The organism is Rheinheimera sp., from assembly GCF_965283995.1.
In the GTDB taxonomy this organism is placed as follows: domain Bacteria; phylum Pseudomonadota; class Gammaproteobacteria; order Enterobacterales; family Alteromonadaceae; genus Pararheinheimera.
The window spans coordinates 1,705,216-1,721,727 of record NZ_CBDIQG010000001.1; the positions used below are offsets into that span (position 1 = coordinate 1,705,216).

The window sequence follows — 16,512 nt, forward strand, 5'->3', positions numbered from 1 at the left end:
GCCTGACCGACCAAGCCAGCGCCCCGCGCAACGGACATCAAATCGCACAATGCGGCGGTTCCAGACCTGGTTTTAACGCCAGAATTTGTCCTTGGGCACCGGTAGTGAGCAGCAAAAAGCGACTCTGTTCCAGCTGGTGCCACTGCTGTTGATCTGCTTGCTGTTGTTTAAGTGCCGCCAATAAATCGGCCTGCACCTGCACTTGCAAATGATCACAACTCTGCAACTGCCAGCCATCTGCTGTCGCTTCCCGCCAAACTGCGACCGTGCGGGCAACCTGTTGCTGGCTGCGCAGATAATCCTGATACACCAGCTGATATTGCTGCTGCCGTTGTTGTGCCGTGGAGCCGCTTGACTCAGTCTGTGGCTGTTGTTGCGCTGTTGCCGGCGCCAGTTGATGGATTTGAATGGTATACAAACCCTGTTGTTGTTGCTCAATCTGGTACATTAATTCGGGCGGCGTTAACCAGACCACTAACACCAAAATACAAGCAGCCAGCGCGCCCACTTGCTGCACACCGCGTTGCCAATGCCCGCTGCGGCGCAGCGGTTTTTCCCGCACGACCAGCTGATGCAGTGCAAGACGCTGTGCGCTATCCAGTCGGTGTTGCTGTTTGCTGTGCTGATGCCAGCGCCGCAATGTCTGATCCAGTTGCTGCTCTGCAATTGTTTCCGGCGATGCAGCACTGTCGGTAGCAGATCCCGGTGGTACAGGCACTGATTTATCTGTCGTCATTGCTCTCTTCCTCAGCCGGCGTCAGCCAGTGTTGCAATTGTTGGCGCGCATAGCGGAGCCGGGTTTTCACGGTTTCAGCACCGGCACCGGTAATTTCACTGATTTGTGCCAACGAAAAATCTTCCAGTTGCAGCAGCAAGGCTTCGCGTTGCAACAATGGCAACCGTTGGATCGCCTGATCTAAATCTGCGAGTTGTTCTGCGCGCAGCAATTGTTGCAGCGGTTTTGCCATAGGATCGCTCAGTTGTTCCAATAGTTCCGGTTCTGCGTGCGGGCGTTGCCGGCGCCACTCATCGATCAGCAGGTTGCGGCCAATACTGAACAGCCAGGTTTTGACTGAACTTTGTCCCTGATAACTGCCGGCATGCAACATTAATTGAACCCAGGCTTGCTGACTCAGGTCCTGCGCCAATTCGGCGTCACTTTGTTTTAGCAAAAAGTGATACAAAGCATCGGCATAGCGCAAAAATAACTGCTGCAGCAGCGCAGGATCGGGCTGTTGTTGGTATTGCAGCAACAACAACCGGCTCTCTGCCTGCATCATCCCCACCGCCTGCGGGCGGCCAACTACTGCCAGCCGGTTCAGCCATTTCCATCCCATACAACATCCCCCTGCCTCGATACACGGCAACCAGCCACTGCGGCTTTAGCTGGCATCTGATCATCTTTAATCTTGCTGATCAAGCCGGAAGTCCAGCTGGACCTCCAGATCACTTTGCGCAACGGCACGACCGTTTTCAAGTTTTGGCTGATATTTCCAATTCTTCAGTGCGCGCATCGCTTCCTGATCAAACACCCGCCTAGGCTCTGCCGCCACGACCTGCACATCCGTGACCCGGCCATCGGCGCCAATATTAAAACGCAGCCGGACCCAACCATTCACGCCATCGCGGGCAGCAGCCGGCGGATACTTAGGCTCAATCCGTACCAGCGGTGTGGCGGCTTTATCATGGCCAGCCGGCGTCTCTAAAGTGGGCCCTGGTAATGACAACACCGGCTGTTGGGCGCTAAGCGGAACATCCAGCAAATCGCCCGGACCTTCTGCTGGTTGTAATGCCAATTTCGGTGCCAGCTCTGGCATTGGTGGTGGTGGGATCTCACGGATGATCTTTTTCGCCGCTGATTCCTCTCGCGGCACCAGCGGAGTGACATCAAAGACGGAATCGACCTTAGGTGTGATAGGCGCTGTCGACTGAACAAGTTGGGCCATCAGCTGAAACAAAGCAAAGCTAATCAATGCCGCAGCCAGGGCCATTGTCAGGCCACGTCCAATCGCTGGCAGCGGGGTTAAAGGGTTCAAATCTGTACGCTGGCTCAACAGCTCTGCAGCAAGTTGTCGATTGTCGGAAACAAAAATGGTTGTCATGATACATCTCCTGAAGGCGCCGGCGGGCGCATGGCGAAGCCTGATGCTCCGGTGTCAGAGATTGGACGCAGCAGAATAAAAAAAGGGGTGAACACAGTGTTAAAATTTTTTCATGCAGCGAAAGCTATTGGCACCGGTTTGTTGCTCAGCGCGTTATGGCTACCGACAGCGCAGGCTGGCGACATGCAGCAGCTCTATCTGGTCCGGCATGCGGAAAAAGCCGATCTCAGTAAAGACCCCACGCTGTCTGTCTGCGGCGAGGCGCAAGCGAATGCCTTAGCCACCTTGCTGCAGGATGTAAATCTGCCGCTGCTCTACCACAGTGGTTTTCAACGCACACAACAAACCGCCGCAGCCAACCTCAAAGCTGGTCGGCAGTTACAGCAATACGATGCAAAAGATTTACCGGCACTGGCCGCACAGCTGCGCAAGACCACAACAAACGCGCTGGTGGTTGGTCACAGCAACACGACGCCGCAACTGGCAACCCTGTTGAGCCAGCTGGCTGCACCGGCGTTGCAGGAAAGTGATTATGGCCGGATTTATCAGCTGACCCGGGCCGGTGAGGAGTGGTCGCTGCAGATCCTGCAATTGCCAATCCCGGCAATCTGCCAGCGCTAAGGCAGGTCAGACATCCTGGCGCTGCAGCAGCACTAAAACTTCGGCGTGATCGGTGTGCGGAAACATGTCAAAAAGTTGTGCGCGCTGCGGCTGATAGGCCGGCAAACTTTGCAGGTCTTTTGCCAAAGTGATGGGGTTACAGCTCGAGTACAACACCGCTTTGGGTTTTAACGCATCGATACGCTGACAAAGCGCCTCCCCCAGCCCCCGGCGTGGCGGATTGACGACCAACAAATCAGGCGCTTGTGCCGCCGCATCGGCAAAAGCAGTGGCATCCAAGGCACGAAAATCAATGTTGACACCGCGCTCGTGCGCGGCACGACTGGCACAGTCAATGGCTGGAGCCGAGATCTCGATGCCAGTGACCTGTACTTCACTTGACGTCAGATGCAACGCAAAACCACCGACGCCACAAAACAAGTCCCAGATCCGAGCCGGCTTGAGCGCAGCGGTCCAATCACGGGCCGTTTGATACAAAGCGGCGGCTACAGCAGTATTGGTCTGGAAAAAGCTCTGCGGTTGCAAATAAAGCACCACATCATTGAGTTGCTGGCGCAGCATCGCCTCGGCGCTCAATACAAACTCCTGTTCACCTTCGAGGATCGCCTTGTGCTGCGGTTGCAGATTCACCGTGACAACTTTCAACGTGGGCCATTGCTGCTGTAAGGTCGGCAAATGCTTACGAATCGCCGCCAGATGATGTTGTGAGCGCAAAACAAACCGCAACAACCAACCATCCAATTCGCTGTAACTCAACAGGATAAACTTCAGCTCACCTCGCCGGCTGTCCAACTGATAAGGTTCCAGCCCGACTAACCGGATAAAATCAACCAGATGGGAAAAAGCTTGCTGAAAACCAGCCGGATAAAGTTGGCAAGCAGTCAGATCAACCTGCCCTTCGGCGTTGAGGATCCCGAGCACCGGTGCTTGACTGGTACCCATCACGACCATTTTGGCTTTATTGCGAAACTCCGCAGTCTCGCTTGGACACGGCAGCTCGAGCGGCAGTCCAGGGAAAATCTGCTGCAACTGCACCTGTTTGCGCTGTAGCTGCTGCAAATAGGATTGATGGATATGCGGGCAAGACACACACTTGCCACTGGCAAAAGCTTCGCAGTACAAATTTCAGATCCGATGCAGGTTCAAAGCAGCGATTTTAGCAAAACCACCGCCAGTGCGCATGGAATAATCGGGAGAACCAACACAGACTACATTCTGGCAAAGTGTTGGTTGTAGAAACAAAAAGCCCCGCAGTAAAATGCGGGGCTTTTTGTTGAATATGGCGGAGAGAGAGGGATTCGAACCCTCGTTAGGGGTTAACCTAAACACACTTTCCAGGCGTGCGCCTTCAGCCACTCAGCCATCTCTCCGGGACTTGCCGAAGCAAGCGCCGACATACTAGGTAAATTCTGTTGCCTTGGCAACTGGAAAATACCGCAGGGCCGCTATTCGCTGTAAAATTCAGCAGTTTCGCAGCACTTTGATTCTTCAGGCATTACCTTTCACAGCAACCCGGTTGGTTTTAGCAAAACCTAACATCCGGTTTAATGGTACCAGCGCCTGTTCACGCAGCGCGGCGTCAACAAAGATCTCATGGCCTTCGGTATCCGTCAGTGCCGCTTCAATCGCCTGCAGGCCATTCATCGCCATCCAGGGGCAATGCGCACAGCTACGGCAAGTCGCGCCATTACCACCGGTTGGGGCTTCAATAAAGGTCTTGTCCGGCATCGCTTGCTGCATCTTGTAGAAGATCCCGCGATCGGTGGCGACGATAAACGTTGAATTGGGCATGGTCTGACTGGCTTTAATCAGCTGACTGGTGGAACCTACCGCATCGGCCAGATCAACTACATTCGCCGGAGACTCAGGATGCACCAGCACAGCGGCGTCCGGGTACTGCTTCTTCAGTTCAACCAAAGCGTTGGCTTTGAATTCGTCGTGCACGATACAGGCGCCCTGCCACAGGACCATATCAGCGCCGGTTTGGGTCTGTACGTAAGCACCCAAATGCCGATCGGGACCCCATAGAATCTTTTTGCCTTCGCTGTCGAGATGTTCAACCACATCCAGCGCGATAGAAGAAGTCACCACCCAGTCGGCACGTGCTTTGACGGCAGCAGATGTATTGGCATACACCACGACGACACGGTCTGGGTGCGCATCACAGAACGCTGCAAATGCATCGGCCGGACACCCCAGATCAAGCGAACAGGTTGCGTCCAGCGTGGGCATTAACACGGTTTTTTCCGGGTTCAGGATTTTGGCGGTTTCACCCATGAATTTAACGCCGGCCACAATCAGAGTTTTTGCCGGATGCGCATTACCAAAACGGGCCATCTCAAGAGAGTCAGAAACACAACCGCCGGTCTCTTCCGCTAAGGCCTGAATTTCCGGGTCCGTGTAATAGTGTGCGACCAGTACGGCGTCCTTTTGCTGTAACAGGGTTTTAATCCGGGCCTTGTACGCTTGCTTGTCATCGATAGACAGTGGCACAGGCTTTTTCGGGAAGACAAAATCGAGTTCGTTAAAATGCAGCGCTTGATTCATGCGGATAAACTCCGGGCAGAAAAAGGTGGCGTATTATACACAGCTTTATGGCAGAGAGACACGTGCGGGTTTTGCAATTCAATGATTCAGAAGTTGGTGGGTCATGATGGATTTGAACCATCGACCAACGGATTAAAAGTCCGCTGCTCTACCAGCTGAGCTAATGACCCTCATACGAGGTGTGTCAGATTGGTGGGTCATGATGGATTTGAACCATCGACCAACGGATTAAAAGTCCGCTGCTCTACCAGCTGAGCTAATGACCCAATCTGACTGTCTGAATTGGTGGGTCATGATGGATTTGAACCATCGACCAACGGATTAAAAGTCCGCTGCTCTACCAGCTGAGCTAATGACCCAATTCAAACTAAACTGCGAAAGGTGGTGGGTCATGATGGATTTGAACCATCGACCAACGGATTAAAAGTCCGCTGCTCTACCAGCTGAGCTAATGACCCCTCTCGAGGACGCATATCTTACTTATTTACGCGCACAGTGCAACCAAAATCTGGCAAAAACATCGTTTTCGCGCACTGACTGCTTAAAAGTCCGGCACTATGGCGAAGAAGTAACTGTTCTGGTCCGTTGATACAATATTGTATCGTCAACAATGAGAGTTCAGTATTGCCGAAAAAATCAGCATTCAGGTAAAAAAGTAGACCAGGTCGTCGGAAAGAGTTGGTGTTTGCAGATAAGAAAAAACCGCACTCTGGCGGTTTTAACGGGATTCCAATTTGGCTTTTGCAGTTGCTGCAGCCTTAGATTTTGGAAAACTTTTTATCAGTTGGTTGTAGTATTTCTTTGCAGCTGCAGCATCATTCTGCTTATCAGCGACTAAACCAAGCTTCAATAATGCATCCGGAACTTTACTGGAGTTCGGGAATTGTTTTACCACACGCTCATAATGCGTTTTGGCTTTTGCGAATTCATTTTTCTGGTAATACAGCTGCCCTAACCAATAATGAGAAGTAGAGGTGTATTCAGAGTTTGGATAATTCTGGATAAATTCTTCGAATGCAGGGATTGCCGCAGTATAGTTGCGGTCTTTCACCACATAATTGATCGCCTGCTCATAGGCCTGCGCTTCGTTTAATGCACCACCCGAGGTTGGCTGTGGTGTTGGTACTGCAGATTCCGCTGCAGCAGCCTCATCGGCTGCTACAACGGCTGCAGGATTGCCCGCCGGCACTACGGCTTCTGGTTGTTGCGCTGAGCCAGTCGTCTGTGAAGACGTTGTACCCGCTGCTGCACCACCCAGTCGGCGGTCAATTTCCTGATAGATATCCCGCTGCTGCTGTAATATCTGTTCTAATTTGTATGAGTGCTCTTCCGTCGTCCCGCGTAACTCACTGACTTCAGTTAATAAAGTCTCGAGCTGTTGCTGCATTGAAAGCTGAGCAGCTGCTCTGGCTTCAACCACACGCTCCAAAGCAGCAAGCCGCTCCGAAACTGACCCACTGCGTACAGCTGTCTGTGTGGAAATCCCCTGAACACTGCTGCGACTGAGATCTGCTACAGGAGCAGGATCAGCAGCCACAGCGGTAGCAAGCAATGTTAATGCAGTAACAAACGACGTCTTAACGGTCATGCAAACTCACAACTTAAATTAGTAAACCAGAACAGCGCGACGGTTTTTAGCGAATGACTCTTCGGTGTTGCCAGCATCAACTGGTTTTTCTTCACCGTAGCTCACTACTGACATCTGACCAGCAGCAACACCCAGGTTTTCCAGGTATTTCTGAACTGATTGACCACGACGCTCGCCCAGTGCGATGTTGTACTCTGGAGTACCACGTGCATCAGTGTGACCTTCGATAGTTACAGAGATAGTTGTGCGAGCACGCAGGAATGCAGCGTGTGCATCCAGAACTGAAGCGAATTCAGAACGGATATCAGACTTGTCGAAGTCGAAGTAAATAGTGTTTTGCTGACGCAGGGCTTCTAATTGCTGACGCAGTTGTTCTGCATCGCTCATGCCTTGATCTGCAACTACTGGCTGAGTAGCGTTTGCGTTTGCATCGCCAGCGTCAGTTTCATTGTTAGAGCTACATGCAGCTAAAGTCAGCACTGGCACAGCAACTAACAAACCTTTTAAAACTTTATTTAAGTTCATGATGTTGTCCTTAGTATTACGATTTAACCAAATTTTTGTATTTTATAAAAACGGCGACCAGGCCGGGGATTTTACCCGACCATTGGTAGCTGGCAACCTTGCTTTAAAGCGACCATCCATAGACACCAGTGCCAGTACTTGGGTATTACTACCATGCAAAGTACTATAGATAATCATTGAGCCATTCGGCGCAATGCTCGGTGACTCGTCCAAATAGGTCCGAGTCAGCACTTGCATAAACTTAGTAGTTCTATCCATGCGGGCGATATTATACTGACCGTTTGTCCGGTTTACCATAACTATTGCTTGACCATTTGGCGTATATTTGCCTGCCAAGTTCATTTCACCCTCAAAAGTAACCCTAGAAACCTGGTTTGACCCCAGTTCCACAGAATAAAGTTGTGGGCGGCCGCCGCGCTCTGAAGAAAATAAAATGCTTTTTCCATCAGGAGCCCAAGTAGGTTCTACATCAATTGCACGGTGCGGCGCAACTTTCGTTAACGCTTTGGAGGCAATATCCATCACGTAAATCTCTGAATTGCCATCTTTTGACAATGTCATCGCCATTTTACGTCCATCCGGTGACCACACAGGTGAGCCATTAATCCCTTTAAAAGACGTCAGGATACTACGACGAGCAGTATAGACATCCTGAATATAAATCTGCGATTGTTTCCGTTCAAAGGTGACGTAAGCTAATTTTGTACCGTCTGGTGACCAGCTCGGTGACATTAATGGCTCTTTCGCGCGCAATAATACCTGCTCATTCTCGCCATCATAATCTGCGACGACCAACTGATAACGATATTCCTGACGATCACGGACCAGAACATAAGCTATTTTTGTTGAAAATGCGCCGCGCTCACCAGTTAGTTTTTCATAAATGACATCGCTCATCCGGTGGGCATACTGGCGGAATTGTTTACCGGTAATGGTGATTTCACTGGCATGCAAAATATGGTTGCTGCCACCAACGATTCGGCCTGCAGCGTTCATCATCGGCTGACCGACACCGCCTTTTGCTTTTACTACATCTACCAGCTCGTAGCTAATAGTGTAACGATCCATCCCGACTTCTTTAATAGTTCCCATGACAACAGCTTCAACACCAGTGCGGTCCCATGCGGCAGCGTTGAATTGACTGCTATTTTGCGGCTGCTGTGGCATCCGCATCGCATTGATCGGATTAAATTTACCGCTTCGCATCAAGTCGGCTGACACGATTTGACCAATATCCTGATTCGGTTTGGTCGCTCCGACAAAAGCAAAAGGTACAATAGCCACAGGGCGGGCGCTGTCGACACCTTCGGTAATAATAATTTCCAATGAAGCCTGAGCACAGCTGGCGATTAATGCCGCAGCAACAATCACTGACTTCGTTATCCATCTGAAATTCATATAGTCTCGTCTCTGTGTTATTTCTTAAACGGTAATTTCAATTCACGGAATTGCTGATTTAACTCAGGGTCTTCCGGCATCGGGAAACGACCAACCCGATTAATGGCATTGACAGCAGCATTACAAACACCTGCATCACCACCAACCACATTCAAGCTTGTCACAAACCCATTGCTGGCTAACTTGAGCTCGATGACGCATTCTTTGCCATTCATCGTGTCGTCAGTAAACCAGCTCTGACGCACCCGCTCAACGATCATCGCAACATAACGCTGCTTCTCGGTCAATAACTGACCTTGACGAGCAGCCCGACGAGCTTCGTCAGCCTCTTCCGCCAACTCGTCCTCTTGCATCATTTCATCTGCGATCTTATCCAGTTCTTGCTTGCGCTTTTTCTCTTCTGCTTTTTTCTTCTTCAGTGCTTCCGCTTTTTTCTTGGCTTCTGCTTCTTTCTTTTTCTTCAGATCTTCTTCTTTTTTCTTTTTCGCTAATTCTTCTTTTTTCTTCTTTTCAGCCAGCTCTTTTTTACGTTCTTCTTCTTTTTTCTGCTTATCGAGCTTCTCTTTCTCTTTTTTCTTCTTCAACGCCAGATCAGCTTCTTCTTTTTTCTTTTTGGCTTCTTCCTGTTTCTTCTTGACCTGAATCTCTTTCTGTTCCTGAATTTTCCGCTCTTCTTCCTGTTTTTGCAGTTCTTCCTGCGGATCTTCTTCCGGATCAGGTTTTGGTTCAGGCTTTGGCGGTTCTTTTTTTGGTTCAGGCTTTTTGCGAGTGGGCTTGTCAGCTTCTTTCAGATTGGGGTTTTCAACCACACTGGCCTGCAAAGGTGCATTTGACGCCGAATACAATGGCACCTCAATCACCTCATGTTTATCAAAAAAGCTGAAATTGATAAACATCGCCAACAACAATGCAAGATGAAGAGACGCTGATATCTGCAGCGCCTTTTTAAACGCTGGTTCCATCTTACTTAGACTCCACGTCTTCAGTCATCAGTCCGACTGCAGGGGCGCCAGCTTCTTTCAACATGTTGAGTAAATGGATCACTGAGTTGTAATCAACCCGGCCATCGGCTTTGATAATGACCTGAGTACCAGGTTCAATCGTCAGAGTGCTCATGACTTCCGCCTGCAACGCTTCCGCATTAAACGGGCCTTTCTGCACGCTGTCTTTTTCGAAGTAATACAGCCCTGCTTCGTCAATAGTCGCCACAATAGGCGTTTTGTTGTCTTTCATCTGTTCGATGGGTTCTGCCTTCGACTTTGGCAGCTCGACTTTCACGCCCTGCGTGATGATCGGTGTCGTGACCATAAAGATAACCATCAACACCAACATGACGTCGATATACGGGACTACGTTAATCTCCGCCACCATCCGGCGTTTTTTACGCACGTACATCAGTGACTGTCTCCGCTGCTGACAGCCTGGCGGTGCAGGATATTAGAGAACTCTTCAACAAAGTTCGCGTAAGAATTTTCCAGCTGTTCGACGCTATGAGAGAATTTGTTGTATGCAATAACGGCCGGGATCGCCGCAAACAAACCAATAGCTGTTGCGATCAACGCTTCCGCGATTGGCGGCGCTACCATCGCCAACGTGGCCTGTTGTACCGCCCCCAGTGCCATAAACGCGTTCATGATCCCCCAAACGGTACCAAACAAACCGATGTAAGGACTGATCGAGCCAACTGTCGCTAAAAATGGTAAATGCGCTTCGAGACGTTCAACTTCACGGGAAAGTCCTACACGCATTGCGCGCTGTGTTCCTTCCATCACAGCACCTGGTGAGCGTGCTGACGTTTTATGTAAACGGGCAAACTCTTTAAACCCGGCTTTGAACAGAGATTCCATCCCCGTCACGCTGGCTCGTGCACTGACTTCGTTATAGAGCTTGGATAAGTCGATTCCGGACCAGAATCGGTCCTCAAACTTTTTGCTTTCTTCCAGCGCCTGGCTCAACGCTTTATTGCGCTGAATGATCATGGCCCAAGACACAATAGAAGCGGTCATCAGTATCAACATGACGATTTTTACAACGATACTGGCTTCGAGAATAAGACTTAGGACTGAAAGCTGGCCTGCCACCGGGAAACACCTCTGAACATCTGGAAAAGGCTAGAAATTTGGGCGCTATGATATTGGACACCCGTGTTTAACTCAACAGCGCACTGTCGGCATTCGTAAAAAAATTTCAGAACTGACAAAAGCCGGCTACCGTCGGTTCCATTCAGTCCATGCAGATTCAGCGAAAGTTCCTGAATCCTCGATGAATCGCCTGATTTGAACGACAGGCGGTAAATTTCTGCCTACATCATAAACAGTACTTTTATTAATGCAAGCATTGGTCTTACCAATTTCAACTTGTCGTGTAAGACGCGTTATACTTGACTTCCAATTATTACAACTTAATATTCATGAATTCTGCATGAATATTCGCATTAGTTATTCTAATTTATTGAGGCAATTTTTCTAGTTTGAAGTAAATATTCTAAATCTCTAGAATGCGCAGCGTGTTCTCCACTAGCGCAACGGTCCAGACCGAGGGTTTTGGATTGTAGTGAAGTTCACAGAGCGATTGGGTAGATGTTCCATCTGCCGGGTTGCTCAACATGTTCCCTGGATTTTTTGAAGTCTTACTTCAACTTGTTGCATTGCCCGCTCCCTGAGCGGGTTTTTTTTGTCTGAAATTCAGCAAATTAAATGGCAAGACTTTGCCGCAGCGGGGTCACAGCGGCGTATCTAAACCTGTTCAGCTGTCCTGTTTCGGCAGATCAAAACCAAAATGACGATAGGCATGCGCGGACACAATCCGGCCGCGCGGCGTGCGCTGAATAAAGCCTTGCTGGATCAGATAAGGCTCGATGACATCTTCAATGGTTTCCTTTTCTTCCCCGATCGCCGCAGCCAGGTTATCGAGACCGACAGGTCCGCCCATAAACTTTTCAATGATTGCCAGCATCAGCTTGCGGTCCATATAGTCAAAGCCATGCGCGTCAACATCGACCATCAATAGCGCCTGATTGGCGATATCCACATCGACTTTGCCTTGCGATTTTACCTGAGCGTAGTCGCGTACCCGGCGCAATAAGCGGTTGGCAATACGCGGCGTGCCCCGTGAACGTCGGGCGATCTCTGTCGCTGCGGCCAGATCCAGCGGTAAATTCAAAAAATCAGCAGAACGCTGTACGATAGTGGCAAGCTCAGCCGTCTTATAAAACTCCAGCCGCTGCACGATACCGAACCGATCCCGCAGAGGTGAGGTCAAAGCGCCGGCACGCGTAGTGGCACCCACCAGTGTAAAAGGTGGCAAATCCAGTTTAATCGAACGTGCGGCCGGCCCTTCGCCAATCATGATATCCAGCTGATAGTCTTCCATCGCCGGGTAAAGGATCTCCTCGACCACCGGACTTAACCGATGGATCTCATCGATAAACAACACATCATTCGGTTCGAGATTGGTTAACAGTGCGGCTAAATCGCCAGCTTTTTCCAGCACAGGTCCAGAAGTTTGTTTGATATTCACGCCCATTTCATTGGCAACGATCATCGCCAGCGTGGTTTTACCCAAACCAGGTGGACCGAAAATAAGCAAATGATCCAGGGGCTCTGCCCTGCCCCGTGCCGCTTCGATAAAAATCGCCATTTGTGCCCGCACGTGATCCTGACCAGTGTAATCGGCCAGCGACTTGGGCCGGATCGCCCGATCTATCACTTCTTCTTCAATGCGCGCTGTCGGCGCTACTAAGCGATCCGCTTCGATCATCATTCTGGCCTTTTCTTAAATCATTGATTTGAGTGCAGCTTTGATCAGCTGTTCGCTGCTGAGCTCTGATTTGAATACTTTTTTAACCGCCGCAGCGGCTTGAGATTGACTATAACCAAGACTCAGCAAGGCGCCGACTGCATCCTGCTCTGGACTGTCCTGCAATGCAAATTGTTGGACTTCATCATCGCCCAGCACCAGGTGATCGGTGACCGGAGTGTCAATATTGAGTCCCCAGTCTTTTAACCGGTCGCGCATTTCCACTAACAGCCGTTCGGCTGTCTTTTTGCCGACTCCGGGGAGTTTCACTAACGTGCTGATATCGTTGGCCTGCACGCATCGGACAAACTGACTGGCTGTCAGGCCTGATAAAATAGTCAGCGCCATTTTCGGACCAATCCCGTTCGCTTTAATCAACTGCCGAAACAGACTGCGCTCGGCGACCGAACTGAAACCGTACAGCAACTGTGCATCTTCGCGCACGACAAAATGAGTATAAATAACCGCTTCCTTACCGGTTGCAGGCAGACTGTAAAAACTGGTCAGTGGCAACTGAACTTCATAACCGACACCGCCCACTTCCAATAAAATTTCCGGCGCCTGCTTTTCCAGCACCACACCGCGTAACCGCCCAATCATGAATACCTGCCTGAATACTTCGTTAGAAGGATTTGTATTAAGTTACATTAACGCAAGCGGCCACGCACCGTCTTGCTGGCCTGGCCGGCCAGATGGATCAAACTTTGTTGCGTATGGCCATGGCACAATGCCACAGCCAAGGCGTCGGCGGCATCCGCCTGCGGGTTTGCCGGCAACTTTAGCAAAGACCTGACCATATGCTGCACCTGTTCTTTCGCAGCAGCACCAGTCCCAACCACAGACTGCTTGACCTGACGGGCTGAGTATTCGTAGACCTCAAGATCGGCAAATTTGGCCGCAACGATCGCGGCACCGCGCGCCTGACCTAGTTTCAGCGCTGAATCCGGATTACGAGCCATAAAAACCTGCTCTATCGCAAACACGGTCGGCTTCGTTTGCTGAATAATCTGGCTGACACCGTCAAAGATTTGTTTCAGCCGATCCGGCATCTCAGTCAGCGTCATCCGGATACAGCCGCTGGCGATGTATTCAAATTTGCTGCCGTGCTGACGGATCACGCCGTAACCAGTCAGCCGACTCCCCGGGTCAATCCCCAGAATAATATTCACTATTCTACCAGCGCCAGCACGTCATCAGCGATGTCGGCGTTGTGATATACGTTTTGTACGTCATCAAAATCTTCAAGCATATCAATCAGTTTAAAGAATTTCACCACAGTATCCGCATCGATTTCGGCTTTGGTCGACGGCACCAGACTGACTTCAGCGTGCTCCGCCACTAAACCAGCCTGTTCTAAGCGTTCTTTCACGTCGACAAAAGCCTCAGGGGTAGTAAGCACTTCAGCAGAACCATCATCATGCATCACCACATCATCAGCGCCGGCATCCAGTGCAAGCTCCATCAACTGATCTTCATTGACGCCGGGAGCAAAACTCAGCATGCCCTGACGACTGAACAGGTAAGAAACCGAACCGTTGGTACCTAAGTTGCCACCATATTTAGTGAATGCACTTCGCACATCTTGTACGGTTCTTTTGTGATTGTCGGTCAGTGTTTCGACGATGATAGCAACACCATTCGGGCCATAGCCCTCGTACACCAGCTCTTCAAAGTTCTCACCGTCACTATCGCCGGCGCCACGTTTGACCGCGCGATCTATCACATCACGCGATAGGTTATTCACTAAAGCCTTAGCGATGGCGGTACGTAAACGCGGATTACCATCCGGATCCGGGCCTTGTTTGGCCGCTACGGTCAATTCGCGGATCAACTTAGTGAATATTTTGACTTTTTTGGCATCCTGACGCGCCTTGCGGTGCTTCATATTGGCCCATTTACTATGTCCGGCCATCATGGTCTCCTTCATCAGCCGAAAACAAAGTTCCGGCCCAACAATCAATGTATCGCGGCGATACAGATAAAAACGGCGACCAAAGTCGCCGTTTTACTGTTTATTCACAGCTTCTTATTTCTGTTCTTTAATCACAACCTGAACACTAAGCTCAGCAAGCTGTTGTGGATTGGCGAATCCTGGTGCGTCCGTTAATGGACAAGCAGCTGTTGCCGTTTTCGGGAACGCCATCACATCACGAATAGAGGTAGCACCGGTCATCAGCATCACCAGACGGTCCAGACCAAAGGCCAGACCGGCATGCGGTGGCGCACCGTAGCGCAGCGCTTCCAGCAGGAAGCCAAACTTTTCAGCCGCTTCTTCATCGCTGATGCCCAGTAACTGGAAGACTTTAGCCTGCACGTCTGAAGAATGGATCCGCACAGAACCACCACCCAGTTCAGTACCGTTTAATACCATGTCGTAGGCATTTGACAGCAAATTGCCCAGCTCTAACTCAGCCATTGGCGTATTGAGGAAAGCATCTGTATCCAGTGGCGAGGTAAATGGGTGATGCACGGCGGAGAAGCTGCCGTCATCGTTTTCTTCAAACATTGGGAAATCGATGACCCACAGTGGACGCCAGCCCGGCACAGTCAGGCCAAGTTCTTCGCCCAGTTTCAGGCGCAATGCACCCATCGCTTCACACACCACTTTATAACGGTCGGCACCGAAGAAAATCAGGTCGCCATTTTGTGCGCCGGTACGTGTCAGCACTTCAGCAATAATTTCCGGAGTCAGGAACTTCGCGACCGGTGACTGAATACCCTCTACGCCGGCATTGATGTCGTTCACTTTCAGCCAGGCCAGACCTTTGGCGCCATAGATACCGACAAAAGCGGTATAACCATCAATGTCTTTCCGCGAAACCTTTTCAGCAGCGCCAGGCACTTTCAGTGCGACTACCCGGCCTTTTGGGTCATTAGCTGGGCCAGAAAACACTTTAAATTCAACATCTTTTACTAAATCCGCAATGTCGACAAACGACATTGGGTTACGCAGATCCGGCTTGTCTGACCCATACAAACGCATTGCTTCGTTGTAAGTCATTTGCGGGAACTCGCCGAGATCCACCTGCAGCATCTCGTTAAACAGCTGACGCGCCATTTTTTCAGTCACAGCCCGTACTTCAACCGCAGTCATAAAACTGGTTTCGATATCGATTTGGGTGAATTCAGGCTGACGGTCTGCGCGTAAATCTTCGTCGCGGAAGCATTTAACGATTTGATAATAACGGTCCATGCCCGCCATCATCAGCAATTGTTTAAACAATTGCGGTGATTGTGGCAGCGCAAAAAACTGGCCTTTATGGGTGCGGCTTGGCACCAGATAATCGCGGGCGCCTTCTGGCGTGGCTTTGGTCAGGATCGGTGTTTCAATATCCATAAAACCATGGCTGTCCATAAAGTTACGGACAAAGCTGGTGACCTTGGCACGGAACTTCAGGCGGTCGCTCATCAACGGGCGACGCAAATCAAGATAACGGTATTTCAGCCGCTGCTCTTCAGAATTGTTTTGATTAAAGTCCAGCGGTAACGCCGGCGATTTATTTAAAATGGTCAGGCTTGATGCATACACTTCAACGGCGCCTGTTGCCATGTCAGCATTGACCTGAGAATCCGGCCGGGCTCTGACATTGCCTTCGATTTTTACGCAAAATTCAGCACGTAATTCAGCGGCCTGTGCGAACAACTCGGTCAGATCCGGATCAAAGAACACCTGTACCAGACCTTCACGGTCACGCAGATCAACGAAAATCAACCCGCCCAAATCACGGCGACGATTGACCCAACCACATAATGAAACCTGTTGACCTACGTGTTGCGCGGTTAGTGCACCGCAATAATGGCTACGCATGTACTTATCCTTTAAACCGGTCGAGCTGCGCTTACAGCGGAAAAATGAGCGCCAATTATATAGAAATGACCGACAATGTCACGGCCCCAAATCGCCAATCTGGACAGAAAGCCACAACAGTGTGC

The 16,512-nt window shown here is 50.4% G+C and carries 17 protein-coding genes and 5 tRNA genes; 1 reads left to right on the top strand and 21 read right to left on the bottom strand.

Annotated features, from left to right (window positions below):
• Positions 1 to 37 precede the first annotated feature (37 nt).
• The 3 genes from ACQ66Q_RS07840 to ACQ66Q_RS07850 all read right to left on the bottom strand — a co-directional run bounded on the left by ACQ66Q_RS07840 (position 38) and on the right by ACQ66Q_RS07850 (position 2,102).
• Entirely contained in the window at positions 38 to 736 is a 699-nt protein-coding gene (locus tag ACQ66Q_RS07840; RefSeq protein WP_430456286.1) for a hypothetical protein, read from the bottom strand.
• Positions 723 to 1,337: an RNA polymerase sigma factor gene (locus ACQ66Q_RS07845; RefSeq protein WP_430456287.1), complete on the bottom strand. Its 615-nt coding sequence runs from the start codon at positions 1,335 to 1,337 to the stop codon at positions 723 to 725. Before ACQ66Q_RS07845 ends, ACQ66Q_RS07840 begins: the two co-directional genes overlap by 14 nt.
• 66 nt (positions 1,338 to 1,403) lie before the next feature.
• Positions 1,404 to 2,102, bottom strand: a complete 699-nt coding sequence (locus ACQ66Q_RS07850) for an energy transducer TonB (protein ID WP_430456288.1) — start codon at positions 2,100 to 2,102, stop codon at positions 1,404 to 1,406.
• A gap of 96 nt (positions 2,103 to 2,198) precedes the next feature.
• On the opposite strand from ACQ66Q_RS07850, the gene ACQ66Q_RS07855 reads away from it, so the two are divergent.
• Complete coding sequence (locus tag ACQ66Q_RS07855) at positions 2,199 to 2,723, top strand: SixA phosphatase family protein (RefSeq protein WP_430456289.1); 525 nt, start codon at positions 2,199 to 2,201, stop codon at positions 2,721 to 2,723.
• A 6-nt stretch (positions 2,724 to 2,729) separates the two neighbouring features.
• On the opposite strand, the gene rlmC is transcribed toward ACQ66Q_RS07855, so the two are convergent.
• From rlmC to aspS, 18 genes are all read right to left on the bottom strand, one after another.
• Positions 2,730 to 3,845, bottom strand: coding sequence for a 23S rRNA (uracil(747)-C(5))-methyltransferase RlmC (rlmC, locus tag ACQ66Q_RS07860; RefSeq protein ID WP_430456290.1), 1,116 nt, complete (start codon positions 3,843 to 3,845; stop codon positions 2,730 to 2,732).
• 158 nt (positions 3,846 to 4,003) lie between these two features.
• Positions 4,004 to 4,093, bottom strand: a tRNA-Ser gene (locus ACQ66Q_RS07865).
• Positions 4,094 to 4,211: 118 nt separating this feature from the next.
• A complete protein-coding gene (gene nadA / locus ACQ66Q_RS07870) occupies positions 4,212 to 5,270 on the bottom strand; it encodes a quinolinate synthase NadA (RefSeq protein ID WP_430456291.1) in 1,059 nt (352 codons plus the stop codon).
• Between the two features lie 94 nt (positions 5,271 to 5,364).
• Positions 5,365 to 5,440 (bottom strand) — tRNA-Lys (locus ACQ66Q_RS07875).
• Between the two features lie 20 nt (positions 5,441 to 5,460).
• Positions 5,461 to 5,536, bottom strand: a tRNA-Lys gene (locus ACQ66Q_RS07880).
• 17 nt (positions 5,537 to 5,553) lie between these two features.
• Positions 5,554 to 5,629: transfer RNA gene (locus tag ACQ66Q_RS07885), tRNA-Lys, on the bottom strand.
• A 23-nt stretch (positions 5,630 to 5,652) separates the two neighbouring features.
• Positions 5,653 to 5,728 (bottom strand) — tRNA-Lys (locus ACQ66Q_RS07890).
• Positions 5,729 to 5,988: 260 nt separating this feature from the next.
• Positions 5,989 to 6,858 carry a tol-pal system protein YbgF gene (ybgF, locus tag ACQ66Q_RS07895; protein ID WP_430456292.1) on the bottom strand — a complete coding sequence of 290 codons (870 nt, stop codon included), beginning with the start codon at positions 6,856 to 6,858 and terminating at the stop codon, positions 5,989 to 5,991.
• 18 nt (positions 6,859 to 6,876) lie between these two features.
• On the bottom strand, positions 6,877 to 7,383 hold the full coding sequence (gene pal, locus ACQ66Q_RS07900) for a peptidoglycan-associated lipoprotein Pal (protein WP_208932255.1): 507 nt from the start codon (positions 7,381 to 7,383) through the stop codon (positions 6,877 to 6,879).
• Positions 7,384 to 7,425: 42 nt separating this feature from the next.
• Complete coding sequence (tolB, locus tag ACQ66Q_RS07905; RefSeq protein ID WP_430456293.1) at positions 7,426 to 8,781, bottom strand: Tol-Pal system beta propeller repeat protein TolB; 1,356 nt, start codon at positions 8,779 to 8,781, stop codon at positions 7,426 to 7,428.
• A gap of 17 nt (positions 8,782 to 8,798) precedes the next feature.
• Positions 8,799 to 9,743 carry a cell envelope integrity protein TolA gene (tolA, locus tag ACQ66Q_RS07910; protein WP_430456294.1) on the bottom strand — a complete coding sequence of 315 codons (945 nt, stop codon included), beginning with the start codon at positions 9,741 to 9,743 and terminating at the stop codon, positions 8,799 to 8,801.
• A 1-nt stretch (position 9,744) separates the two neighbouring features.
• The gene (gene tolR / locus ACQ66Q_RS07915) at positions 9,745 to 10,176 is read right to left on the bottom strand and encodes a protein TolR (RefSeq protein WP_208932258.1); all 432 of its coding nucleotides are present in this window, start codon (positions 10,174 to 10,176) and stop codon (positions 9,745 to 9,747) included.
• On the bottom strand, positions 10,176 to 10,862 hold the full coding sequence (gene tolQ / locus ACQ66Q_RS07920) for a protein TolQ (RefSeq protein ID WP_430456295.1): 687 nt from the start codon (positions 10,860 to 10,862) through the stop codon (positions 10,176 to 10,178). The genes tolR and tolQ overlap by 1 nt, the downstream gene beginning before the upstream one ends.
• Before the next feature lie 664 nt (positions 10,863 to 11,526).
• The gene (ruvB, locus tag ACQ66Q_RS07925; protein WP_430458543.1) at positions 11,527 to 12,540 is read right to left on the bottom strand and encodes a Holliday junction branch migration DNA helicase RuvB; all 1,014 of its coding nucleotides are present in this window, start codon (positions 12,538 to 12,540) and stop codon (positions 11,527 to 11,529) included.
• A gap of 15 nt (positions 12,541 to 12,555) precedes the next feature.
• Positions 12,556 to 13,179, bottom strand: a complete 624-nt coding sequence (gene ruvA, locus ACQ66Q_RS07930) for a Holliday junction branch migration protein RuvA (RefSeq protein ID WP_430456296.1) — start codon at positions 13,177 to 13,179, stop codon at positions 12,556 to 12,558.
• A 47-nt stretch (positions 13,180 to 13,226) separates the two neighbouring features.
• Positions 13,227 to 13,748: a crossover junction endodeoxyribonuclease RuvC gene (gene ruvC, locus ACQ66Q_RS07935; RefSeq protein ID WP_377247962.1), complete on the bottom strand. Its 522-nt coding sequence runs from the start codon at positions 13,746 to 13,748 to the stop codon at positions 13,227 to 13,229.
• Entirely contained in the window at positions 13,748 to 14,491 is a 744-nt protein-coding gene (locus ACQ66Q_RS07940) for a YebC/PmpR family DNA-binding transcriptional regulator (protein WP_377248476.1), read from the bottom strand. Before ACQ66Q_RS07940 ends, ruvC begins: the two co-directional genes overlap by 1 nt.
• A gap of 114 nt (positions 14,492 to 14,605) precedes the next feature.
• Entirely contained in the window at positions 14,606 to 16,387 is a 1,782-nt protein-coding gene (aspS, locus tag ACQ66Q_RS07945; protein ID WP_430456297.1) for an aspartate--tRNA ligase, read from the bottom strand.
• Positions 16,388 to 16,512 lie beyond the last annotated feature (125 nt).

Excerpts from the sequence above, each read along its gene's own strand:
- ACQ66Q_RS07840 (WP_430456286.1), bottom strand. The coding sequence starts at position 736 with ATGACGACAGATAAATCAGTGCCTGTACCACCGGGATCTGCTACCGAC.
- ACQ66Q_RS07845 (WP_430456287.1), bottom strand. The coding sequence starts at position 1,337 with ATGGGATGGAAATGGCTGAACCGGCTGGCAGTAGTTGGCCGCCCGCAG.
- ACQ66Q_RS07850 (WP_430456288.1), bottom strand. The coding sequence starts at position 2,102 with ATGACAACCATTTTTGTTTCCGACAATCGACAACTTGCTGCAGAGCTG.
- nadA (WP_430456291.1), bottom strand. The coding sequence starts at position 5,270 with ATGAATCAAGCGCTGCATTTTAACGAACTCGATTTTGTCTTCCCGAAA.
- ybgF (WP_430456292.1), bottom strand. The coding sequence starts at position 6,858 with ATGACCGTTAAGACGTCGTTTGTTACTGCATTAACATTGCTTGCTACC.
- pal (WP_208932255.1), bottom strand. The coding sequence starts at position 7,383 with ATGAACTTAAATAAAGTTTTAAAAGGTTTGTTAGTTGCTGTGCCAGTG.
- tolB (WP_430456293.1), bottom strand. The coding sequence starts at position 8,781 with ATGAATTTCAGATGGATAACGAAGTCAGTGATTGTTGCTGCGGCATTA.
- tolA (WP_430456294.1), bottom strand. The coding sequence starts at position 9,743 with ATGGAACCAGCGTTTAAAAAGGCGCTGCAGATATCAGCGTCTCTTCAT.
- tolR (WP_208932258.1), bottom strand. The coding sequence starts at position 10,176 with ATGTACGTGCGTAAAAAACGCCGGATGGTGGCGGAGATTAACGTAGTC.
- ruvB (WP_430458543.1), bottom strand. The coding sequence starts at position 12,540 with ATGATCGAAGCGGATCGCTTAGTAGCGCCGACAGCGCGCATTGAAGAA.
- ruvA (WP_430456296.1), bottom strand. The coding sequence starts at position 13,179 with ATGATTGGGCGGTTACGCGGTGTGGTGCTGGAAAAGCAGGCGCCGGAA.
- ACQ66Q_RS07940 (WP_377248476.1), bottom strand. The coding sequence starts at position 14,491 with ATGGCCGGACATAGTAAATGGGCCAATATGAAGCACCGCAAGGCGCGT.
- aspS (WP_430456297.1), bottom strand. The coding sequence starts at position 16,387 with ATGCGTAGCCATTATTGCGGTGCACTAACCGCGCAACACGTAGGTCAA.